Below are 21,843 nucleotides of genomic sequence, written 5' to 3'. Positions count from 1 at the left end.
AGCCCCGGCAACGCGACGGGATCGCCTGATGGTTGGTCGTGCCGGCGCAGACGGTCCCCTTCGTTCTCCGCACGGTTCTTCTCACAACTGCGCGGATACGCCGTTGCAGACTCCGGCGTATCCGCGTCTCCAGCTGTGGTTCTCACGGACCCTGCCGGAAGCCGATGTTGTCGTCGATGACGGTGCGCGGCGAAACGGGCAGTTTCTCGGGATGCTCAAGGTCGAGCGCGGTGAATTCGATCCCGCGACTCCACACCGTTCGCAGGAACTCCTTGACGAACTCCGTCGTCAGTTGCTCGCCGCCGCATCGCCGGTAGCCGAATCCGAACGGTGCATAACCGGCCGTGTCGCAGACCGGGTACGCGGTGCCGTCGACGACTCCGTACACGGCTCCGAAAGCGCTGTTGGTCATCTCTGCCCGGCGGCCGTCCATGACGGAGAACGGTGTGGGTGGGAAGGGACAGCGCGCAAGGCCGGCTTGGCGGCTTCTCGTCTCCGCATCGTCGGCGGTCGTGGGCGCTGCCCGGTACCTGTCGGGATCGAAGTCATCCGGGTTGTGCCACTGCCGGGGGTCGCGGCTCGCCGAGGGGTGCAGGGTGAGAACATTGCCCAGGCGAGGATCGGCACCACGTTCGGTGCTCACGGTCGACAGGCTGCCTCCGTTCGGTGAAACCGTGCGGAAGAGCTCCATCACGTAGCGGTCGAGTGGGGTGAACGCGCCGCCGTCCGCCGTGTCCGGGCTGTTCGTCATCGTCCGCTGGAACCACGACCTGACGGCCTTGTCACCGTGGCCCGCGTCCAGCAGGGCCATGGTGTGGTAGATCATGTTGCCCCACTGGCTGAACGCCAGGAAGTTGTGGAAGCACTCGAAGACGATGTCCTCGCGGCGGAAGTGCTCGCCCCCTCGGCCGTTCTTGAGCCAGTAGTGGACGAAAGTGCCCTCCGGGTCGTCGACGTCGCCGTCGATCACTGCCTGCACCCGCTGGTCGATCCACTCCTTGAGCCGCGGGCGCAGTTCGCGCACCCGCATGATGTTCTCCCGCACGATGTCCTCGGTGGGATACCAGTGGCCGAGGACGGCGGTGAAACTGGCGCCGATCGTGCGTACCTCGGGCGGGATGGCCTCGCCGGTGACGCCGAGGTGAAGGTCCCAGTAGAGGTCGAAGTAATTCTGGTAGTACTCGTGCATCAGCGGCTTGCCGGCGTTGGTCTCGGCGAAGAGCCGGGCGAGGAAGCCGTGGACCTTGGGGGCGTACTTCGCTGCGTAGAGGTCGGGCGTGGTCGCCGAAGCGTAGATCTTCTTGCGCTCGTTGTCCGGTCCTCGCTGGTCGTAGCCCGTGATGAAGACCGTGGTGCCCTCCTTGGGGTCGGGCGCCCACCCGTCGTAGAGCATGCCCCAGAAGTGCGGCGGAGCCGCGTTCTCCTTGCTCAGGGCGAGATCGATCATGGGAAGTGCGGGCCGTTCGCCCACGTACTCGCTGCTCTTGAGATAGGGCACCACGGCGCGCTCGATGTAGTCCGGGTCGAAGGCCGGTGGAAGCAGTCCGACCCATGCGTTGGGTGTGCTCATGTCTGTTTCCTCTGATCGTCGGGTCAGCTCGGGCAGCCGAGGTGGCGCGGCGGCTCTCCCCGGGCCATGGTGCAAGGCTGGCGCGCAGGCACTACCGGGCGAATTAGGTCAAGAGCACCAATTTAGATGTAAATATGATGTTCCGGGCCTAATGGTCGTGCCGCTGCTCGCTCCTAGCGTCGTTCTCACTGACGCAATCGGATCCCCGATGGGACGGAGCGGAACATGAAGGCGACACAGGGCAGGACAGCCGACCCGGGCCGGACCGTGCTGAACGGCGCTCTCCCGAGCGGCAACGCAAAGCCGTCCGGGGTGGAGCCGCCGGTACTGGGCGGATCAGAGCACACCGACTACTACCTCCTGGACAACCTGCTCACCGACGAGCAGCGAGCCTTGCGGAAGAAGGTCCGCGCGTTCATGGACCAGGAGGTCACCCCGATCATCAACCCGTACTGGGAGCGGGCGGAATTCCCTTTCGAGCTGGTGCCCAAGCTGGCGCAGCTGGACATCGCCGGCTTTCAGATTTCCGGCTACGACTGCCCGGGGATGAGCAACCTGACGGCCGGCCTGGTGATCCTCGAACTGGCCCGGGGCGATCTGAGCATTTCGACGTTCATGGGGGTCCACTCGGCCCTGGCCATGATGTCGGTCGGACTGCTGGGCTCCGAGGAGCAGAAGCAGCGCTTCCTGCCGCCCATGGCGCGCCTGGAGAAGATCGGAGCCTTCGGTCTGACCGAGCCCGCGCACGGCACGGACGTGGTCAAGCTGGAGGCGACCGCGCGCCGGGACGGTGATTCCTACGTCCTCAACGGCCACAAGAGGTGGATCGGCAACGCGAGCTTCGCCGACTACGTGATCATCTGGGCCCGCGGCGACGACGGGCATGTGGGCGGCTACGTGGTCGAAAAGGGCACACCCGGGTTCGACGCCCAGGTCATCAAGGGCAAGACGGCTCTGCGCTGTGTCCAGAACGCGCAGATCTCCCTCGCCGACGTCCGGGTGCCCGCCGAGAATCGGCTGGCGAACGTGAACACCTTCCGGGACACCGAGAAGGTCCTGCTTGCCTCGCGCTTCTGCGTCGCCTGGGAGTCGATCGGCGCCGCCATCGCAGGCTACGAGACGGCTTTGGCCTACGCCAAGCAGCGCAAGCAGTTCGGGATGCCGCTGGCCGCCTTCCAGCTTGTCCAGTACCGGCTCTCCCGGATGCTGGCAGACATCACCGACATGCTGTGCATGCAGTTCCGTCTCAGCCAGCTCCTGGACGAGGGCGAATACTCGATGCCCCGGGTCGCGCTGGCCAAAATGCACTACACCGAACGAGCCCGGGCCATCCTCGCCGACGCTCGCGACATGCTCGGCGGCAACGGGATCCTGCTCGACTACCACGTCGCCCGGCACCTCTGCGACATCGAGGCCATCGACACCTACGAGGGCACCGACACCGTGCAGGCGCTGATCGTCGGCCGCGACATCACCGGCTACAACGCCTTCGTGCCTGTGGCGCCCAGTCACTGACCCGGCGTGTCTCGCGACGCCCCGTGACAGCGGGGCGGTTCCGGGCGCCGCGCGCGACCCCACTGAGGACAAGGAGTAATCATGAGCAACACGCCCCTCCTGGAGGGACTGCACGTCGTCGACCTCGCGAGCTTCATCGCCGGGCCCGCCGCGGCCACCGTACTCGGTGACTTCGGCGCCGACGTCGTCAAGGTGGAACCACCGCATGTGGGCGACGGATACCGTTCGCTCAGCCGCATCCCTCCCAACCCCCATGTCGAAGGGGTCAACTACCCCTGGCAGTTGGACAACCGCAACAAGCGCAGCATCGCGCTCAACCTCAAGTCGCCCGGCGCCCGGCCCGTGCTCGAGAGTCTGGTGCGGTGGGCCGACGTGCTGGTGACCAACTTCCCGCCGCGGACGCGCGAGAAGCTGGGCCTGGAGTACGACGCTCTGGCCGCCCTCAATCCCCGGCTGATCTACGCCGATGTCACCGGCTTCGGCGAGGAAGGCCCGGACGCGCATCTGCCCGGCTTCGACGTGACGGCGTACTGGGCGCGCAGCGGCCTGATGGACCTCACACGCCATAGGGACGTGCCGCCGGCCATGAACGCGTTCGGATCGGGCGATCACTCCACGGCGATCACCCTGTTCGCCGGCATCATGACCGCGCTGTACCGGCGGGAGAAGACCGGCCAGGGCGCACGCGTCACGGCCTCACTGCTCGCCGAAGGCGCCTGGGCGGCGAGCATGTGGCTGCAAGCCGTGCTGGTCGGGGCGAAGTCCCCCAAGCCCATCGACCGGTCCGACCCGCCCAACGCGCTCGGGAACATGTACCGGACGGCGGACGACCGCTGGATCGTCCTCGTCTTCGTCAACGAGGACAAGCAGGTCCCGCTCTTCCTCAAGGCCATCGGTCATCCCGAGGCAGCGGAGAACCCGCGCTACGCCAACAGCCCGAGCCGCCGCACCCACGCCGCCGAGATCGTTGCCCTGCTGGACAAGACGTTCGCGGCTCGCTCCCTGGCCGAGTGGCGCGAGGTGCTCGACGCCGCGGGCCTCACGTACGGAGTCGTCCAGACGCTCGAAGAGTGCGCCCACGACCCTCAGCTCCTCGCCAACCGGGTGTTCGTACCGATCGACGACGGCAACGACGACCCGCACCTGACCATCGACAGCCCCGTCCGGCTGGACCAGGAACAGAAGGTCCGTCCGGGCCCGGCCCCCGACCTGGGCGAACACACAGAGTCCGTGCTTCGCGAGCTTGGCTTCGACACCAAGGGGATCGAGGAACTGCGCGAGGCCGAAGCCATCGACTGAAGCCACAGCTCAGCAGCGCCAGGGAAGAAGGGAACCACCATCATGACCACGGCCACTGACATGCCGACCGTACGGACCGAGGAACGCGACGGCATCTTCGTCATCACGATCGACCGTCCGAAGGCCCGCAACGCCATCGACGGGGCCACCGCCAGGGCCCTGGCAGGCGCCATCGACCGCCTCGAGGCCCGCGACGACCTCAGGGTCGGCATCCTCATGGGGGCCGGCGGCGTTTTCAGCGCCGGCATGGACCTCAAGGCCTTCGCGGCCGGAGACACGCCCATCATCGATGGACGAGGCTTCGCCGGCATCACACGCGCCCGGATCAAGACCCCGCTCATCGCCGCCGTCGAGGGCTACGCGCTGGGCGGAGGAACCGAGATGGCGCTCGCCTGCGACATGATCGTGGCCGCGCGGAACGCCACCTTCGGCCAGACCGAGGTCCACTACGGCATCGTGCCGCCCGAGGGAGGCATGGTGCGCCTGCCCGAGCGCATCCCGCGCAACATCGCTCTGGAGCTTCTGCTCACCGGCGAGCCTCTGCCCGCCGAGCGCGCCGAGCGATTCGGCCTGGTCAACTCCCTCACGGAACCGGGCCAGGCCCTGGAGCGTGCCCTGGAACTGGCCACCAGCATTGTGCACAACGCGCCCCTGGCCGTGGCAGCCGTCAAACGCGTAGTCAGCGAGCGTCGAGCGTTCAGCGACCAGGACGCCTTCGTCGAGCAGGACCGGATCGTCGCACCGGTTCTGGCATCCCACGACGCGCAGGAGGGCGCCCACGCCTTCGCCGAAAGGCGCCCGCCGCACTGGCAGGGCCGCTGAAACTCGCCCGGCCCTCCGGCCGCTTGCGGCCCGCGCCCAGACCCACCCCGCGAAAGAAAAGGCGACTGACGATGACTGAGCAATCCACCGTTCGAAGCGTGACCTACGATCTGCTGCGGACCCTCGAACTCACCACGGTCTTCGGTAATCCCGGCTCCACCGAGCAGCCCTTCCTTCAGGAATTCCCCGAGGACTTCACCTACGTCCTGGCCCTGCAGGAGGCGTCCGTCATCGCGATGGCCGACACCTTCGCGCAGGTGACCGGCCGCCCCGCGCTGGTCAACGTGCACTCGTCGGCCGGGCTGGGAAACGCCGTGGGCAACCTGGTGGCGGCCTACCACGGAAACACACCCCTGATCATCACCTCGGGACAGCAGCACCGGGAACTGGTGATCGGTGAGCCATATCTCGGCAACCGTGAGGCCACCACGCTGCCGAAACCGTGGGTGAAATGGTCCTACGAACCGGCCCGCGCCGAAGACGTCCCAGAAGCCTTCATGCGCGCCTACGCGGAGGCCCTGCAGCCGCCGACGGGTCCGGTCTACCTGTCGATCCCCATGGATGACTGGAAGCGCCCCCTGGCCGATTTTACCCGAGTGCGGACAGTGAGCGACCGCGTTGCCCCCGACACCGAGCGGCTGCGCACGTTCGCCGGTCGCATCTCCGCCAGCCGTCGTCCCGCACTGGTCTTCGGGCCGGAGGTCGACCGTGCCGGAGGCTGGGACGGAGCCGTCGCCCTGGCGGAGAAGCTGCGCGCGGCCGTCTACGGCGCCCCCCTGCTGGACCGCGCCTCCTTCCCCGAGGACCACCCCCTCTTCGGCGGCCCGCTGGGCATGTCGGTGAAGACCATCAGCGACCGGCTTGCGGGGCACGATCTGGTGGTCGTGATCGGCGCGGAGGTGTTCCGGTACTACCCCTACGTGCCCGGCGACTACCTTCCCGACGGCACGGAGCTCGTGCAGATCACCGGCAACCCGGCGGTCGCCGCCGCGGCGCGTGTGGGCGACAGCCTCCTCGGCGATCCCGCGACGGCGATCGAACTGCTCCTGGACATGGTCACGGAGGGATCCGGACGCGCTGTGCCCGAGCCGATGGCGCGGCCCCGCGAGCTGCCGCAGGTGCCGAACAGCCCGCTCACCCCGCCGGAGGTCTACGCCGCCCTGAGCAGAGTTCGGCCGTCCGACGCGGTCATCGTCAACGAATCGACCTCCACGATGGCGCAGCAGATCGAGTGGCTCCCCACCACCCGGACCGGATCGTTCTTCGCCACGGCCAGCGGAGGCATCGGCTGGGGCACCCCGGCCGCGGTCGGCGTCGCGCTGGGCGACCGGGACCGGGGCGTCGAACGGCCGGTCGTCGGCCTGATCGGCGACGGCTCCTTCCAGTACTCCGTGCAGGCCATCTATACGGCGGCCCAGCGCAACCTCCCCATCGTCTACGTGGTCATGCGCAACCACGAGTACTCCATCCTGAAGTCGTTCGCGGTACTCGAGGAGACGCCGGGCGTTCCGGGACTCGACCTGCCGGGGCTCGACATCGCCTCCGTGGCCCGCGGCTTCGGATGCCGCGCGGTCGACGTGGAGACAACCGAGGACCTGGAGCGGGAGTTCAAGGCGGCTCTCTCCGCCGGCACCACCACCGTGATCGTGGTCCCCACCCGACCTCAGAACGCCATGTTGTAGGGCACGATCCCATGCATTTCAGGCGGGGTGGGTGCGAAGGAGCGTCGAGCCGAGGTACTGAACGGCGCGCAGTGCGACTTCCAGATCAGCGTGTCCTTTCTGGACCGGCCGTCCCATGAGTTCCTCGGCTTTCCGGATGCGGTACTGCACGGTGTTCTTGTGCAGAATTTGGGCGCTGGCGGTAGCGGTATAGCTGCAGTTGGTGTCCAGGAAGAACTGTGCCGTCTCCCGAAGTCGTGCGGAGTTCTCGTCATCGACGGCCAACGGACCGAGGATGCCCCACACCCATGCGCGCATGTCGTCGATGTTCGTGGCCATCAGGGCGATGGGAGCGACAGCGGAGAATTCGGTGAACTGGGGGGCCGGATTGGCCGCTGCCGCAAGTTCCTGCGTGCGCATTGCCTGTCGGTGCGTGGAGCGGAATCCCTCGATGCCGTAGCCCACGCATCCAGCGCTCATGTGCACGGATGGATTGCTGTGCTCGACCACATTCGACAGCTGTTTCCAGGAGACGTCGCTGTGCGAGCCGAGCGGCAGCCAGGCCCAGGACTCCATGGCGTCTCGGGGTACGAAGAGCGGCCTGGCGGGGCAGTCGAGCTTCCGGGCGATCTTGTTGATGATCCGGTCGAGTACGGCCAGCCCCTCGCCCTCACCCTTCAGTGTGGGCAACCAGGCCACCAGCCCGAGGTGATGCTGCAGGATCCGGTAACCAAGAGCTGGTTCAGCCCAGTTGAGATCGATGTCCTTCTCGGTGAGGATGTCTCGCACGCGCGCGGCGCGCGCGGCGGTCTGGCTGAGCAGCCAGTGATCGCGTTCCCGTTGGTAGACCACGATGACATGCTCGGTCACCCGGTCGATGTAACCGAAGCTCACCTGAAGCATGCGCCGGTTGGTCGCGGTCGTGAGATCCGGGTCGGCGTCCTGTCGGTTGAGTTCGTCCAAACACCACTGCAGAAAACGCCAGTGGCCGATCCTGTAGGCCCTGACCATCGCGCTGAGTGAGATACCCCTCTGAGCCAGCCTCCTGGCGTACTCAAGAGCAGCTGCAGGCCCCTCGATCTTTTCCAGAGGAATACCGTTCTCGAAGATGTGCAACAATGTGGCGACATTTTCAGCGATGCTCGCATGCAGGATTTTAATGACGGTTGCGTCGCCCCTGAGTTCCGGAATCTCGGCAATAACATACTCCCCTATGTCGCGGCCAACTTCCGGGAGGTGTGACCCTACGTTCTCCGCGACCACGGACAGTAGTTTTGCCGCCTCTGGATGCTCCGCAGCCATACCTCACCCTACAGGGTGGTCCTGGCCCATCCGCAATCTTCGAGACGCGATAGGCCGCACTCCCTCGAGCCTGCGCGAATATTGCCGACGGATTGGTTCATCGGCACCAATTCCGACCCGGAGGTCGTACTGCGCGCCCAGTGGCTGTCGTGCGGTCCACGCCTAGCCTCTGGTTACTGAAGGGACCCTCCGACGTGCCGATCAGGGGGGAATCAACTCGCCTTCAAGCCGTTATTCGGAAACGTCCCAGGAGTGATCCGAGTTGAGCAATATTCTCCGATACAGCCTCACAGAGCCGCTGAGACCTCGAGAGGTACCCGACTCTGCGATTGCGATGATCGACGGCGAGGGGACGGTGGTCGGTTGGACCAGCACCGCGCAGCAGCTTGTCGGATACGCCGCAGGGGAGGTGGTGGGTCGGCCCGTCTGGTTCGTGCTGCCGTTTCTCCAGAATGCACTTCACGCATGGGCGGCCTGCGAGCAGCGCCACGCCAGGGGCGGCTGGTCCGGCACAGCGACGATCCGTCACCGCGACGGCCACACACTCCATGTAAGCCTGCGTGTATCGCTGTTGTGGGGGCGCGACGGAGCAGCCCACTGGCTCGTCTACGGCACCGATATCGCCGCGCTCTACGCGGGGGAGACCGCCGGATCGGTGCGGGAGTCGCTTCTCACCCGCACACCGATCGGCATCGTGGTGCGTGACTTGGAACTGCGCTGCGCCTGGGTCAACGACGTCAGCGAACATCAGGACGGTGTCGCTCGTGACATGCGGCTCGGACGGCGTCTCCCGGACTCGGTGCCCGGCCTCGAATCCGAGGCGCTCGAAGCGGTGATGCGCCAGGTACTGAGCAGCGGCATGACCGCGGTTCATGAATACCGGGCGTGGCCGCCGGCGGATCAGCGCCGTGAGCACGCCTTCGCCGCCTCCTTCTTCTGCCTGCGCGACGCCGATGGCCGGCCACTGGGGGTGTGCTCCATGAGCGTGGATGTCACAGGCAACCAGCGAGCCCGCGAGCGGCTCGCCATTCTCAGCGAGGCCAGCACCCGAATAGGCAGCACCCTGGACGTGATGCAGACCAGCCAGGAACTGGCCGACCTCGCTGTGCCCATCCTGGCTGACTACGCCGCCGTCGACCTAGCCGAGTTCGTCTCGCTCGGCGAAGAACCCGTGATCCGCATCAACCCGACGGGGAAGCACGGCACGGCCTTTCGCCGCGCCGGCCTGGCCTCGATCCACCCGGGAACTCCCGAGTCACCATGGACACGCGGCGAATCCATCTTCGTCCCGCCGACCTCACCCTGGATCAGTGTGCTGTCCTCCGGAGCCTCTCACCTGCAACCCACCCTGGACACCTCTCCTGGCACATGGGTCGACAACGACCCCGCGCGGGCGCAGTCCATCCGCGCAAACGGGATGCACTCGATGATGCTTGTCCCCATCCGCGCGAGGCACGCCACGCTGGGTGTGGCCTTGTTCGTCCGGACCGAGGAACCGATGCCGTTCCAGGAGGACGACCTGCTCCTCGCCGAGGAACTGGTCACCAGGGCCGCACTGTCACTGGACAACGCTCGCCAATACACCCGCGAGCACACAGCGGCCCTCGCTCTTCAACGCAAGCTGCTTCCACACGGCTTGAGGGACAGCGCGGCGATCCAGGCGGCCTCACGCTACCTGCCGGCCGACGTGGACAACGGCGTCGGAGGCGACTGGTTCGATGTGATTCCGCTGTCCGGTGCCCGGGTGGCGCTAGTGGTCGGAGATGTGGTCGGGCATGGCATCAACGCCGCGGCGACCATGGGAAGGCTCCGAACCGCCGTACGCACGCTGGCGGACATGGATCTGCCCCCCGACGAACTGCTGTCCCACCTCGATGACACGGTCCGGTGCCAGTCGGAGGAAGACGACGACGCCGGCGACGGCTGCGCCATGGCCATCGGCGCCACCTGTCTCTACATCGTCTACGACCCCGTCACCCGGCGGTGCACGATGGCTCGGGCCGGGCACCCTCCGCCTGCTGTCGTCGACCCGCAGGGCATGGTCACCTTCCCCGACCTCCCCACCGGAGCCCCGCTCGGCGTCGGCTCGGTCCCCTTCGAAGCCGTGGAGACGGAAGTGCCCGAGGGGACCCTGCTCGCCCTCTACACCGACGGCCTGGTCGAGACGCGTGACCGGGACATCGACATCGGAATGCGGCAACTGGGCGCCACCCTCGCAGCCCAGCCCCTTAGACCCCTGGACAACCTCTGCTCCTCGGTGATCGAGGCACTGCCGGCCAAGTCACCAACCGACGACGTCACCCTGCTCCTGGCCCGGACCCGTGCTTTGGATCCGTGCCAGACCGTGTCCTGGGACCTGCCCCGGGACCCGGCCGTCGTCAGCACTGCCCGCGGCTGGGTAGCCCGGCAACTGACCCGGTGGGGGTTGGAGAGCCTGATCGCAGACACGGAGCTGATCGCCAGCGAGCTGGTCACCAACGCGATCCGGCACGGCGCCGGCCCCGTGGCCCTGCGTCTGATCAGGCACCGCCTGCTGACCTGCGAAATATCTGACGCCAGCAGGTCTTTCCCACGCCTTTGCCACACCCGCAGCACCGACGAGTACGGCCGCGGCATCCTCCTCGTCTCCCAGCTGTCGCGCAGCTGGGGCTGCCGCTGGACAACGGGCGGCAAAGTCGTCTGGGCGGAACAAGGTCTGCCCCCTGTCGAGGGCGAGAGCGACACCGGCAGCCCTCCCAGCACGCTGGGGCTGCCTTGCCGGAAGACCCGGAAAGTCGAGGAGAGGAGCTGAAATGAACCTCGCATCCCACCTGGTGAACAGCGCCCGGACTCATCCGGATCGCGCCGCGCTCCGTCTCGGGGACGCTGCCATGTCCTATCGCACGCTCGACCAGGGCAGCGCCCGCATGGCCGGGCTGCTCCAGGACCGTGGCGTGAAGCCCGGCGACCGAGTTGCGGTCATGCTGCCCAACGTGCCCGAGTTCGCCCTCGCCTACTTCGGCGTACTGCGGGCCGGCGGCATCGTCGTCCCGATGAACCCCCTGCTCAAGTCCCGCGAGGTCGCCTACTACCTCGGCGACTCAGGTGCCCGACTCCTGTTCGCCTGGGACGCCTTCGCCGACGAGGCACGGGCCGGTGCGCAGCAGGGCCAGGCCGAGGTGGTCGTCGTCGGGGCCGGCGGATTCGGCCCTCCGCTTGCGTCCGCCCCATCCGCCGAGGACCTGGCCGACCGGCACGAGGACGACACCGCGGTGATTCTCTACACCTCGGGTACGACCGGTCAGCCGAAGGGCGCTGAACTGACCCACGCCAACCTCACCCGCAACTGCGAGATCGTAGCCAACGAGCTGTTCGAGATCGGGGCAGCCGACGTGATCTTCGGTGGTCTGCCCCTGTTCCACGCCTTCGGACAGACGTGCACCCTCAATGCCGCCGTCGCCTCGGGCGCGTGTCTCACGCTGCTGCCGCGCTTCGACGCGGCGAAGGCACTCCGGATCCTCGCCGAGCACGGCGTGACCGTCTTCGCCGGGGTGCCGACGGTGTACAGCCGGCTGGTGCGGCAGCCTGGCCGGGACGCCTACGACGTCTCCCGGCTGCGCGTGGCCCTCGCCGGTGGCGCGGCGATGCCGGTCCACGTGCTGCACGACTTCCAGGCCGCGTTCGACTGTGTCGTGCTCGAAGGGTACGGACTGTCGGAGACCTCACCCGTCGCCTCGTTCAACACCCTGCAGGCCGGTCCCAGGCCCGGTTCGGTCGGCACCCCGGTCCCTGGCGTCGAGATGCGGGTGGTCGACAACAACGGCAAGAAGGTGGCGCACGGGGAGACCGGCGAGATCGTGATCCGCGGGCACAACGTGATGAAACGGTACTGGCGGCGCCCCGAGGAGACCGCCACCGCGATCCGGGACGGCTGGTTGCACACCGGCGACCTCGGCCGGATCGACCAGGACGGTTACTTCTGGATCGTCGGACGGAAGAAGGACGTGATCATTCGGGGCGGGTACAACGTGTACCCCCGCGAAGTCGAGGATGTGCTGTACGAGCACCCTGCGGTCGCCGACGCCGCGGTCATCGGCCTCCCCGACGCCGATCTCGGTGAGGAGGTCGGGGCGGCGGTCGTTCTCAGGCCGGGCGCACAGGCGACAGCCGAGGAACTGCGTGAGTACGTCAAGCGCCAGGTCGCCGCCTACAAGTATCCGCGCAAGGTATGGATCGTGGACGCGCTGCCCAAGGGACCGACCGGCAAGATCCTCAAGCGGGAGATCGTCCCGCCGAATGAGCCGGACAGATGAGGCGACTGGGCTCGTTCATGCTTTCGTCGCGGCCGGCCAGACGGCGGACAGCCGGCGATCACCCACCAAGTGATGGCTCAGGTCGACCCCGGCCCCTTCGCTCTGGTCGCCGAGGGCGTGCCGGACGCTGTCGCTCTTGCGTCCGCCGCTGTACCAGAACCGGGTGTTCGTCGCCCAACGGATCCGCCCTCGAGTTCTTCTTCGCGGCAGCGGCCCTGGAAGTCCGCCCTTCAGGCGAGGGGGTAGCCCGCCATCACGGCGGGATCTCGGTGGCGATCAGAGCGTCCTCCCCTCACGCACGCAAAGGGGTAGCCCGAGGAACTTCGTAACGCCCTTGCGGTTGAACCTGTCCTCCCCCCTCATGCGAGGGGGTAGCCCGTTGGGGTCGACGTTCCCGGGCTGGACCTCGCTGCAACAGGAGAGAGGGTGTCGTACCTGTCGCACCGTCGCAGCGGGCCGGATGACCCGCGGGAGCGGGCGCTACGGTTGCCCACGCCGCTGTCACGGGGCTCGCCCGCCAACCTGCGGGCCTGTGGTGGGGCGGCGCGCCGCAATGTTGCAGCCCTCCCCCAGGGACGGGCTCCGAGCCGGATACGCTCACGATGGCCCTTACCGCCCGGTAGCGTGCGCCTCCGAGTGCGTGGCGATTGAGATGGATACGCGGGCCCGGCACTTCAGATATACGCGCAGGTCAAAGGCATAATTCCGCTCCCCCTGCGCTTGCCCTCCTGAGCCGTTGCCGTACAGCAGCGGAGTACAGGTACAGCAACCACCGCAACCGCGGCTGGCTGTCAGAAGCCGTCGATGGCGGGCTGACCCGCCTACAGACCTCTCTGCCTGCGGACGTGCTCGCCGTGGGGAAGCAGGTCGACGTCCCCTTGTCACTTTGCGGGTTCGGGGCGGCGGATCACTGCCAGGGGTGCGCACCGGCTTGTCCCCCTTTCACCCGGGCAGCAAGAGACCCCGGCCGGTAACCATCCGGCCGGGGTCTCTCTATGCGTTGTTACTCGGGGCGGATGTGCTCCGCCTGCGGGCCCTTCTGCCCCTGGCCGACATCGAACGTGACCCGCTGGCCCTCTTCCAGGGAGCGGAAGCCGGAGGCGTCGATGTTCGAGTAGTGGGCGAAGACGTCGGGGCCGCCGCCGTCCTGCTCGATGAAACCGAAGCCCTTTTCAGCGTTGAACCACTTGACGGTGCCGCTGGCCATGTCTGTCTCCTCAAGGAAATTCGGAATCCCGCACCGTGCGGGATCCGGAGGTGATCGCCTTGGTCCGGAGAGGCGCTGAACAGCAAGGACGCCCGAGACGTGTGTCACGGGCGAACGGACTTCGGAACCACGACTACTTGTAGCGACGCTACACCGGGCGAGGCTGAAGATCACAGGCCTTATGGGATCGCGTAGGCGAATCTCTAGCGTCACCACGGCCGTTACCGGCCGACGTCGCGGCGGCTGCGGACGGCCTTCCACGCCGGCCCGGTGAGATGGACGACCATCATTCCGTCTGCAGCCTCGCGGACGAGGATCCAGCCCTTCGCCTTGAGCCCTTCGAGCTGCTGCCGAATGTCCGGGCCCAGTTCCTCGACGAGCTGCGTCTCCAGCGGTTGCGTGCCGCCGTCCAGGAGCTCCGCGAGCCGGAAGACGAGCGCATCCTCCTCAGCGGTGATACGGAAGTCCATGCGCTGACGCTACGTCCCTACCGACCAGGGCGCGCGGCCACCCCTAGGCCCCGACACCATCACGTGGGGTGAACTTCCGATCTGAGTGAAGGTCACCCAGGACGCGACGTGGCGCGTTGGCCCAGCATCAGTGGATGGGGCAGGTACATGCCGCTCACTCAAGAAGAAACGCACCCGCCGAGAGTTCGGTACGAACAGGTCGTGCCAGACACGTGTCAGATCGTACGGGGAACATCGGCGTTTCAGAAAGTCTGTAGGCCAGGTTCTAGGGGGTGCCCTCGGTCTCACGGGCCGCTAGCAGCGCACCTGGTGGTGGCGGTCACACCGGGAGCGCAATTGGGATCACCGGTGTTCCAGGCGGCCTTGCCGCTGCGCCCCTTCACTGGGGACGATCCGTCAGAACTACTGTGGCGAGAGCGACAGCAGGACCCCTGAAGAACGCTACTGGCCGCGAACCATGCCGTGACAGGGGGAACACCCGACAGGTCATGTTGACGCGTGCCTGTCCGGCGGGCTTCGGTGTCGCACGTCGGCGCCGGCCCGCCCACCCCCGAGGCGAAACGGATCTCGCCCACCTTCGCCGCCAGCAGCGCCCCAGCCGGGCGGTGTCAGCCGTGTGGCGCCTCGTGTCAGCGACGGGGCCGGGGGGGTGTCGCCTCGTGCCAGTGAGCCGCTCACGGAGGCGCACAGGGGCCGGGCGGGTTCCCTACGGAGGTCCCGGCCCAGCCTATTACCCATGCTGCCGCGGCTACCAGCGCATACCGAGAGCGTCGAGTTTTGCACGCCGTTCCGCGCCGAGTTTGTCGGCCCGGCGGCGGGCGTTGTCCACGAACAGGCCCAGCTTGACCTCTGTCACCGACCCGTCGGGCTCAGCGAGCCGCTCAACGTGCCCCCTGCCAGCCTGGAGGCTTCCCTCGCGGGCGTGGAACTGCCTCGCGGCCCGAATGCTGACCGCCCACTTGTCCGCCCGCGTACGGGGCGCCGAAGGCGCCTCGTCAGGCTCTGCCGGCTCCAGGTGGAGCATGTTCTCCAGCATCCAGACCTGCGCGGGCAGCAGCCCATCCCAGCCCAGGCGCTGCGCCTGGACCCACGCGCCCAGGTCCTCGCCCTGGACGGTGCCCTCCCCCGGAGCGGGCAGTGCCTGGCCTGCCTCGATGAGCCTGCGGCACGGCCGGTAGCAGCGCTGCCAAGCCACCGGCCAGGCCGGGCACCAGGACGCGTCGATCGCCTCCAGCGCATCGCGGCGCTCCTCTGACAGCGCGCCAGCGGTGGAACCGACCGGCAGCCCCGCCTCGCGCCGCTGCGCGATGGCATCCGCGAGCCGTCCGGCGGTCCGCTGATTCTTCGCCCAGGTGTGAGGTCTCAACTTTTCATGGGGGTGACGGCAGCGGCGGGCTTGCGGTGAGCAAGGCCGCGGCGTGAGAAGCGCGGCCAGCAGATCTCGCTGTAGACCGCCGAGAGTGCGGTAAGACAGCGACAGCCAACCTGGGGTGGTTTGCATGCTTCCGGCCGAACCTCTTCAACCGCCTCGACAGAGGCAGTCACGTCGCTCATCAGGTGCTACTTCCTTGATCGAGAGTTACACCGAAGACCGTACAGGCCCCGGCCTGACGTGCACGGATGAGAATTTCGACAAGGGCACGCCCCGAGTGCTACTGCCACCGCCAGATGCTCGGCGCGATCCGGTGCCTGGTCGACAACGGCGTGAAGTGGCGGAACCTGCCCGCGGACTTCCCGCCCTGGAAACGCGTGTACGCGTTCTTCCGCCGCTGGCGGGACAACCGTCTGATCCGCGAGCTCCACGACCGGCTACGTGACCCGGTAAGGAAAACGGAAGGCCGGAACACCGAGCCGACCGCGGCCGTGGTGGACTTGCAGTCGGTGAAGGCCGACGCCACCGTCAGGAACGACTCACGCGGCTTCGACGGCGGCAAGAAAATCAACGGGCGCAAGCGCCACCTGATCGTGGACTGCCTCGGGCTGCTGCTGACGGTGCTGGTCACGCCGGCTTCCACGACCGACCAGGAGGCCGACGCGACGATACTCCCCGTCCTGCGGGAAGGCTTCCGGAAACTGCGGCTGGTCTGGGCCGACAGCGGCGATGCCCCCATCCGTATGTCGGCATTGACGATCACGGCCGACCCGGGTGGGCTTGGCCGGAGCCTGCCCCGGGACGGGCGGTCGGATCCTCGACCGCGGAGTGCAGGGCGCGGAGTTGCAACGGCCGGGCGGGTCACGCCACGCCCGGCTCGGGTACCGCGGCCTCCCGGGCGCGGGCGACCAGGCGGGCGGCGCCGACAAGGCCGGCGGCACCGGCCAGGCCGCGCTCGAGCACCTCGGAGGGGTCGTCTCCGCCCGCGCCGCGCACGGCGTCGGCGAAGTGGTGCATGTCCTTCTCCATGAGCAGGTGAACGTGCTCGGCCAGCTCCGGGGTGATGTCGCCGCCGAGGGCTCGCAGCGCCGAGCTGCCGCCGCTGCTGGTGTTGATCACGTCGATCAGGGCGGGGAGGTTCAGGCCGACCCGCGACGCCAGACCGAGGACGTCCTCGGCGTTCTTCATGTTGGTGATGGTCAGCGCGTTGTTGAACAGCTTGGTGAACTGCCCGGCGCCGACAGGGCCCATCAGCGTGACGGTGCCGCTGAACGTGTCGAACACCGGTCGGGCCCTGTCGAACACGTCCTGGGTTCCTCCGGTGAAGGTGGTGAGGGTGCGGGCGCGGGCGCCGGGGCTGCCGCCGCTGACGGGCGCGTCGAGGTAGCCACCTCCGGCCCGCGCCACGTGTTCGGCGATACGGACCGCCTCGGCGGGGTCGCCGGTGCCGTGGTTGACGATGATCGTTCCGGGGGCGATCGCGGCCAGCAACCCCTGACCGTCCAAAATTTCCCAGATGTCCGCGTCGTCGCGCAGACACAGCCCGATCAGCTCGGCGGACGCCCCCAGATCCGCCACGCTGCCGTGAACGGTGTGCGGGACCCTCTCCACCGCCGCCAAGGAGGCGGAACGCCGCGCCCACACGTGCAGCTCGAAGCCATGCTCGCCGATGGCTTCCGCCATCGGGCCACCCTGGTCACCGAGACCGATGAAACCGACCCTGCTTATTGTCGCCGTCATCACTCACTTCTTTCGTTGTTTTCAATGGTTCAGGTGAGGCACGGGGGGGGTGGGGGGATCCCGTGGTGCTCAGCGGACGATGTCGCTCGCCAGCTCCCAGAGGCGCTGGGCGTTCTCCGGGTCCAGCGCATAGGCGGCCACGCCGGGGACGCCGAATTCGGTGGGCCGGGCGAGGACGACGGGCGCCTCGTTGACGTCCTCGAAGTAACGGCCGCCGACGCCTTCGACCAGCGGGGAAGCGGCGAGGAACACGGTGGTTGCGGCGCCCTGCCCGATCGTCTTGCGGTAGGGCTCGGGGGTCCGCAGACCCCCGGTGTGGCGCTGGAGGTTGGTGGCGATCGCACCGGGGTGCAGAGAATTGGCCGTGATGCCGTCGCCGGACCAGCGGCGCTGCGCCTCGACGGCCAGGAGGACATCGGCAGTCTTGGACTGGCCGTAGGCGGCGAGCGCGTCGTACGGGCGGAAGCGGAAGTCGATGTCGTCGAAGACGACGGGGGAGAAGAGATGGCCGCTTGAGGAGACCGAGACCAGGCGCGCGCCGTCGCCGTCGGCGAGGGCGCGGTGCAGCCCCAGGGCCAGGGCGAAGTGCCCCAGGTAGTTGGTGGCGAACTGCTGCTCGTGGCCGCCGATGCCCCGCTCGAGCTCCGGCGGCATCATGATGCCGGCGTTGTTGATCAGGATGTGCAGCGGACCCTGCCAGGCGGCCGTGAACGCCCGCACCGACTCCAGGTCGGCCACGTCCAGGCGCGCGACATGGATTGCCTCGTTCCCGGTGGCCCTGCGCAGGTCGGCCGCGACCCGCTCGCCGGCCTCCGGACGGCGGACGGCGAGCGTGACCTCGGCGCCGTTGGCCGCCAGAGCGCGGGCGGTCTCCACGCCGATGCCCGAGCCGGCCCCCGTGACGATCGCCCGCCTGCCTGACAGGTCCACGCCTTCGATCACCTCCGAGGCGGTGCTGTCGCGGTCGTACGGGGTCGTGAAGAGCTGAGACATGTGAAGCATTCCTCCGGTCGTTCCGAACGTGCACCCTCAGCCTGCGCCGAACGCCGTGGGACGCACCAGGACGGGCTGAGACTGGGACTGACAGGGCCACTCACGAGCCCGGAGCGCGCTCGTAAGCTGGAACGATGACAGCCGCCGCAGACGCCAACGCACTGGGCCGGTATCTGCGCGCCCGCAGGGAGCTGGTCCGGCCCGACGAGGCCTGGGATCAGGGTCACCGGCGCGTCCCGGGGCTGCGGCGCGAGGAGGTCGCCTTCCTCGCGGGGATCAGCTCCGATTACTACAACCGCTTGGAGCAGGGCCGCGACAAGAACCCCTCGGAGCAGGTCCTGCGCAGCATCGCCCGCGCCCTGCAGCTGGACGAGGAGGCGACGACCTACCTTTTGGAGATCGCCACACGCAAGAGCCCCCGGCGCAAGCGTCCCCGCAAGCCCGAAAAGGTCGGCGACGGCATCCGCGCGCTCATCGACTCCTGGCCACTCACCCCGGCGTACGTCCACGGCAAGTACATGGACGTCCTGGCCGCCAATAGCCTCGCCATCGTGCTCTCACCGTTCAACGCGCCCGGGCGCAACGGCATTCTGGCCGCGTTCCTCGAGCGGGAGATGCGGGAACTCCACCGGGACTGGGAGGACATGACCGCCCGGGTCGTCCCGTACCTGCGCTCGGTCGTCGGCGCGGACATCGAAGACCCGCGTCTTGTCGAGATCGTCGGAGAGCTCTCCCTGCGCAGCGAGCGCTTCCGCACTCTCTGGGCCCGGCAGGATGTCAAGCACAAGACCACCGGCACCAGCCTCCTCCAGCACCCGCAGGTAGGCGCTCTGGAACTGCACTACGAAAAGCTGCTGGTCCCGGGCACTGATGGGCAAACGCTGGTCACCTACCACGCGCAGCAGGGCAGCCCCTCCGAGGAATGCCTGCGCCTGCTCGCCAGCATGAACGCCCCTGACCATGTCAGCGGTACAGGGGCCGCAACCGACGGGACCCGAGGGCCTGGGCGCACCATGCCCTGACAGGGCCGCTCCCGGGTGTCTCTGCCGGTGTATGCATCCCTCCGGCAATCGGACCCGCGAGACCGGGATGCAACATGCACTCGGGCGGGATTGCCACTCGGTGCTCATCGACCCGGATACGCGACCCGGCTCCAGGACCGCACGGGGCATTTCGTATTCCGGATGATTCCCCGTAGATAACCGTGTTTCCCTTGGACGGCGTCGACGTCCTACGGTCGATGACGTGAACAATGAGCTCTTTCAGCGTGGCCACTGATTCCCAATCACGATGTCAAGTCGCTGTGTGTCTGGTTCATGCGGCCATGGAAGTGGGTCGAGGCGCGACGGTTTCGAAGGTGCGGTGGTCGCGTATCAGCGCCCACAGAACGTTCAGGCGTCGGCGGGCGAGCGCGAGCACGGCCTGCTTGTGGGTCTTCCCTTCGTCTCGTTTGCGCTGGTAGAACGCTTTGGACTCCGGGCAGTGGGTGGCTGCGACCTGTGCGGAGAGGTAGAACATCCGCAGCAGGCGCCGGCTGTAGCGGCGCGGGCGGCGCAGGTTGCCGCTGACCTTTCCCGAGTCGCGGGGGATGGGCGCGAGGCCGGCGACGCCGGCGAGGCGGTCGGGACTGCCGAAAGCCGTCATGTCACCGCCGGTGGCGGCGATGAACTCGGCGCCGAGCGTGGTGCCGATGCCGGGCATGGTTGTGATCACTGTCGCATCGGGATGCTCACGAAACCGGCTCTCGATCAGGGCCTCGAGTTCCGCGATCTCCTGGTCGAGGGCCATCATCTCCCTGGCCAGGGTGTGGACTATCTTTGCGCTGGTCTTCTCTCCGGGGACGGCGGTGTGCTGGGCCTCGGCGGCGGTGACCGCGGCGTCGGCGGCGCTCTTGGCGTAGCTGCTCACACGGACGCCGTGGTTCTTGAGCCAGGCCGCCAGGCGACTCCGGCCGATTCGCCGCAGTGCGGCCGGCGTCTGGTAGCCGGTCAGCAGGATGAGGGCCGTCTTGGATGTGCTGTAGTCGAAGGCCCGCTCCAGGGCAGGGAAGTATTCCAGTATCTGCGCGCGGAGCCGGTTGATCGCGCGGGTGCGGTCGGCGGACAGGTCCATGCGGCGGGCGGTGAGGATCTTCAGGTCGACCGCGATCTCACTGGTCTCGGCCAGGGGGTGGAGGTCGCGGCGCATCCTGGCCTGGTCAGCGATGACGAAGCCGTCCTTCGCATCGCTCTTCCCGTCGCCTTTGTAGGCGGCAGAGGCGTGATGGATGGTGCGTCCGGGGATGTAGACCAGCTGCTGCCCATGGCTGACCAGCAGAGTGATCCATAAGGCAGCTCCGCCCGCGTTGAGGTCTACCGCCCAGGTCACCGGACCGCCATCGGCCAAATCCAGGACGTCGCCCAGTAGTTGCAACAGGTCTGCCTCGTCGTTCTGGACTCGACGGGAGAGGAGCTTCCTCCCCTCAGCATCGAGTGCCGTGCAGTGGTGCTCGGCCTTGCCCGCGTCCGTCCCCGCCCACAGTTGCGGCACCCGGTCCTCCTTCGTCGTGGGGGTGTGCCCAGCAGACGACCTCGCCGACGCATCCATACGAGCGATTCAGTTCGCGTATCCCAATCAGCGGCCGAGTCGTCGCGGGGTGCTGGGCGGCCAATCAGTGGAAGCCACAACCACGGCTATCGGGTGACAGCCATACCCAGCACCCCTGGGTGTCCTGATCGTACGAGTGACCCGGATCAGCCCACGAAGAAAGGTATGGATCGGGTGACGGGATCGATGCCCGCAACGCACGAGGCTCCTGTGCCGTTGGGGGAGGTGTTCGAAGTCTCAACCCACCGGCACAGGAGCCGCGTTGGTTCCGTATTCTGCCGCACTCGACCTGCCCCACGCCTTGGTCGAGTGGGTCACCATGCTCATCGTCACCCGTGAGGGTGACCGCCGCTGCAAGCTCCCACCGCACCAGCGTGCCCTGGTCGGCCTGGTATACCTGCGCCGACACGACACCCTCGCCCAGCTCGCTGCCGGGTTCGGCATCTCCGTCGGCACCGCCCACGCCTACACGACAGCCGTCGTCGACCTGCTCGCCGACCGCGCACCCGGTCTGCTGCGCGCCCTGCGCGAGGCTAACCCGGACTACGTCCTCCTCGACGGCACCCTCGCGGAGTGCGACCGGGTCGGCGACAGCCGGGCCGATTTCTCCCACAAGCACCGCCGACACGGGGTAAACGTGCAGGTGGTGACCGACCCGGTCGGCCAGTTGCTGTGGATCTCGCCGACGCTGCCCGGCCGCGCACACGATCTCACCGCGGCCCGCGCCCATCGGATCATCCGGATCTGCGAACGACAGGGCGTTCCCATCCTTGCCGACCGCGCCTACATGGGAGCCGGCCCCTGGGTGACGACGCCCCTCAGACGCCCACCGGGACGCGACCTCACACCGACCCAGCAATCCGTCAACCGAGCGCTGTCCACAGCACGGGCGCCGGTCGAGCGTGGCATCGCACGACTGAAGTCGTGGCGGATCTTCCGCAGGTCCCGGTGCAGCCCGAATCGAATGACGTCCATCGCCGCGGCCGTCCTCACCCTGGAGCGGCACCGCTGAAA

The 21,843-nt window shown here is 67.7% G+C and carries 16 protein-coding genes and 1 pseudogene; 9 read left to right on the top strand and 8 right to left on the bottom strand.

The features are described 5' to 3' along the window. Nucleotides 1-142: 142 nt before the first annotated feature. The gene (locus ACWD3E_RS35590) at nucleotides 143-1,570 is read right to left on the bottom strand and encodes a cytochrome P450 family protein (RefSeq protein WP_351221998.1); all 1,428 of its coding nucleotides are present in this window, start codon (nucleotides 1,568-1,570) and stop codon (nucleotides 143-145) included. Nucleotides 1,571-1,795: 225 nt separating this feature from the next. Between ACWD3E_RS35590 and ACWD3E_RS35585 the strand changes: the two genes are divergently transcribed. The 4 genes from ACWD3E_RS35585 to mdlC all read left to right on the top strand — a co-directional run bounded on the left by ACWD3E_RS35585 (nucleotide 1,796) and on the right by mdlC (nucleotide 6,888). Further along, nucleotides 1,796-3,085 carry an acyl-CoA dehydrogenase family protein gene (locus tag ACWD3E_RS35585; RefSeq protein WP_351221999.1) on the top strand — a complete coding sequence of 430 codons (1,290 nt, stop codon included), beginning with the start codon at nucleotides 1,796-1,798 and terminating at the stop codon, nucleotides 3,083-3,085. Between the two features lie 81 nt (nucleotides 3,086-3,166). Beyond that, nucleotides 3,167-4,384: a CaiB/BaiF CoA transferase family protein gene (locus ACWD3E_RS35580; protein ID WP_451391640.1), complete on the top strand. Its 1,218-nt coding sequence runs from the start codon at nucleotides 3,167-3,169 to the stop codon at nucleotides 4,382-4,384. A gap of 42 nt (nucleotides 4,385-4,426) precedes the next feature. Then, the gene (locus ACWD3E_RS35575) at nucleotides 4,427-5,206 is read left to right on the top strand and encodes a crotonase/enoyl-CoA hydratase family protein (protein WP_451391639.1); all 780 of its coding nucleotides are present in this window, start codon (nucleotides 4,427-4,429) and stop codon (nucleotides 5,204-5,206) included. Between the two features lie 98 nt (nucleotides 5,207-5,304). Next, nucleotides 5,305-6,888: a benzoylformate decarboxylase gene (gene mdlC / locus ACWD3E_RS35570; RefSeq protein ID WP_451391638.1), complete on the top strand. Its 1,584-nt coding sequence runs from the start codon at nucleotides 5,305-5,307 to the stop codon at nucleotides 6,886-6,888. Between the two features lie 18 nt (nucleotides 6,889-6,906). Here the strand turns inward: mdlC and ACWD3E_RS35565 are convergent, their stop codons facing one another. Beyond that, nucleotides 6,907-8,169, bottom strand: a complete 1,263-nt coding sequence (locus ACWD3E_RS35565; protein ID WP_451391637.1) for a PucR family transcriptional regulator — start codon at nucleotides 8,167-8,169, stop codon at nucleotides 6,907-6,909. Nucleotides 8,170-8,503: 334 nt separating this feature from the next. Between ACWD3E_RS35565 and ACWD3E_RS35560 the strand changes: the two genes are divergently transcribed. Further along, complete coding sequence (locus ACWD3E_RS35560; protein ID WP_451391636.1) at nucleotides 8,504-10,960, top strand: SpoIIE family protein phosphatase; 2,457 nt, start codon at nucleotides 8,504-8,506, stop codon at nucleotides 10,958-10,960. Nucleotide 10,961: 1 nt separating this feature from the next. Beyond that, nucleotides 10,962-12,461: a long-chain-fatty-acid--CoA ligase gene (locus ACWD3E_RS35555; protein WP_451391635.1), complete on the top strand. Its 1,500-nt coding sequence runs from the start codon at nucleotides 10,962-10,964 to the stop codon at nucleotides 12,459-12,461. Between the two features lie 1,003 nt (nucleotides 12,462-13,464). On the opposite strand, the gene ACWD3E_RS35550 is transcribed toward ACWD3E_RS35555, so the two are convergent. From ACWD3E_RS35550 to ACWD3E_RS35540, 3 genes are all read right to left on the bottom strand, one after another. Beyond that, nucleotides 13,465-13,668, bottom strand: coding sequence for a cold-shock protein (locus tag ACWD3E_RS35550; RefSeq protein ID WP_141360305.1), 204 nt, complete (start codon nucleotides 13,666-13,668; stop codon nucleotides 13,465-13,467). Nucleotides 13,669-13,889: 221 nt separating this feature from the next. Further along, on the bottom strand, nucleotides 13,890-14,138 hold the full coding sequence (locus ACWD3E_RS35545) for a hypothetical protein (RefSeq protein ID WP_351222006.1): 249 nt from the start codon (nucleotides 14,136-14,138) through the stop codon (nucleotides 13,890-13,892). 748 nt (nucleotides 14,139-14,886) lie between these two features. Next, a complete protein-coding gene (locus ACWD3E_RS35540) occupies nucleotides 14,887-15,504 on the bottom strand; it encodes a helicase associated domain-containing protein (protein ID WP_451391634.1) in 618 nt (205 codons plus the stop codon). A 254-nt stretch (nucleotides 15,505-15,758) separates the two neighbouring features. Between ACWD3E_RS35540 and ACWD3E_RS35535 the strand changes: the two are divergent. Next, a pseudogene (locus tag ACWD3E_RS35535) lies at nucleotides 15,759-16,178 on the top strand (transposase); the annotation flags it as partial. A 193-nt stretch (nucleotides 16,179-16,371) separates the two neighbouring features. Here ACWD3E_RS35535 and ACWD3E_RS35530 read toward each other — a convergent pair. Both ACWD3E_RS35530 and ACWD3E_RS35525 read right to left on the bottom strand, forming a co-directional pair. Further along, nucleotides 16,372-17,250: an NAD(P)-dependent oxidoreductase gene (locus ACWD3E_RS35530; protein ID WP_351222008.1), complete on the bottom strand. Its 879-nt coding sequence runs from the start codon at nucleotides 17,248-17,250 to the stop codon at nucleotides 16,372-16,374. A 69-nt stretch (nucleotides 17,251-17,319) separates the two neighbouring features. Beyond that, a complete protein-coding gene (locus ACWD3E_RS35525) occupies nucleotides 17,320-18,243 on the bottom strand; it encodes an SDR family NAD(P)-dependent oxidoreductase (RefSeq protein WP_451391633.1) in 924 nt (307 codons plus the stop codon). A gap of 134 nt (nucleotides 18,244-18,377) precedes the next feature. Here ACWD3E_RS35525 and ACWD3E_RS35520 point away from each other — a divergent pair, with 134 nt between their 5' ends. Then, nucleotides 18,378-19,265: a helix-turn-helix transcriptional regulator gene (locus ACWD3E_RS35520; RefSeq protein WP_351222010.1), complete on the top strand. Its 888-nt coding sequence runs from the start codon at nucleotides 18,378-18,380 to the stop codon at nucleotides 19,263-19,265. A 292-nt stretch (nucleotides 19,266-19,557) separates the two neighbouring features. Here the strand turns inward: ACWD3E_RS35520 and ACWD3E_RS35515 are convergent, their stop codons facing one another. Next, on the bottom strand, nucleotides 19,558-20,772 hold the full coding sequence (locus ACWD3E_RS35515; RefSeq protein WP_451391632.1) for an IS110 family transposase: 1,215 nt from the start codon (nucleotides 20,770-20,772) through the stop codon (nucleotides 19,558-19,560). Between the two features lie 319 nt (nucleotides 20,773-21,091). On the opposite strand from ACWD3E_RS35515, the gene ACWD3E_RS35510 reads away from it, so the two are divergent. Further along, complete coding sequence (locus ACWD3E_RS35510; RefSeq protein WP_451391631.1) at nucleotides 21,092-21,841, top strand: transposase; 750 nt, start codon at nucleotides 21,092-21,094, stop codon at nucleotides 21,839-21,841. Nucleotides 21,842-21,843 lie beyond the last annotated feature (2 nt).

The sequence above is a fragment of the Streptomyces sp. NPDC002676 genome (assembly GCF_053592455.1).
Note: the sequence above shows the minus strand (reverse complement) of the source record. Positions and strands in the feature narration are given on the sequence as shown.

Coding starts and splice junctions, on each gene's coding strand:
- ACWD3E_RS35520 (WP_351222010.1), top strand. CDS start 18,378: ATGACAGCCGCCGCAGACGCCAACGCACTGGGCCGGTATCTGCGCGCC.
- ACWD3E_RS35575 (WP_451391639.1), top strand. CDS start 4,427: ATGACCACGGCCACTGACATGCCGACCGTACGGACCGAGGAACGCGAC.
- ACWD3E_RS35555 (WP_451391635.1), top strand. CDS start 10,962: ATGAACCTCGCATCCCACCTGGTGAACAGCGCCCGGACTCATCCGGAT.
- ACWD3E_RS35525 (WP_451391633.1), bottom strand. CDS start 18,243: ATGTCTCAGCTCTTCACGACCCCGTACGACCGCGACAGCACCGCCTCG.
- ACWD3E_RS35585 (WP_351221999.1), top strand. CDS start 1,796: ATGAAGGCGACACAGGGCAGGACAGCCGACCCGGGCCGGACCGTGCTG.
- ACWD3E_RS35565 (WP_451391637.1), bottom strand. CDS start 8,169: ATGGCTGCGGAGCATCCAGAGGCGGCAAAACTACTGTCCGTGGTCGCG.
- ACWD3E_RS35545 (WP_351222006.1), bottom strand. CDS start 14,138: ATGGACTTCCGTATCACCGCTGAGGAGGATGCGCTCGTCTTCCGGCTC.
- ACWD3E_RS35580 (WP_451391640.1), top strand. CDS start 3,167: ATGAGCAACACGCCCCTCCTGGAGGGACTGCACGTCGTCGACCTCGCG.
- ACWD3E_RS35530 (WP_351222008.1), bottom strand. CDS start 17,250: ATGACGGCGACAATAAGCAGGGTCGGTTTCATCGGTCTCGGTGACCAG.
- ACWD3E_RS35550 (WP_141360305.1), bottom strand. CDS start 13,668: ATGGCCAGCGGCACCGTCAAGTGGTTCAACGCTGAAAAGGGCTTCGGT.
- ACWD3E_RS35560 (WP_451391636.1), top strand. CDS start 8,504: ATGATCGACGGCGAGGGGACGGTGGTCGGTTGGACCAGCACCGCGCAG.
- ACWD3E_RS35590 (WP_351221998.1), bottom strand. CDS start 1,570: ATGAGCACACCCAACGCATGGGTCGGACTGCTTCCACCGGCCTTCGAC.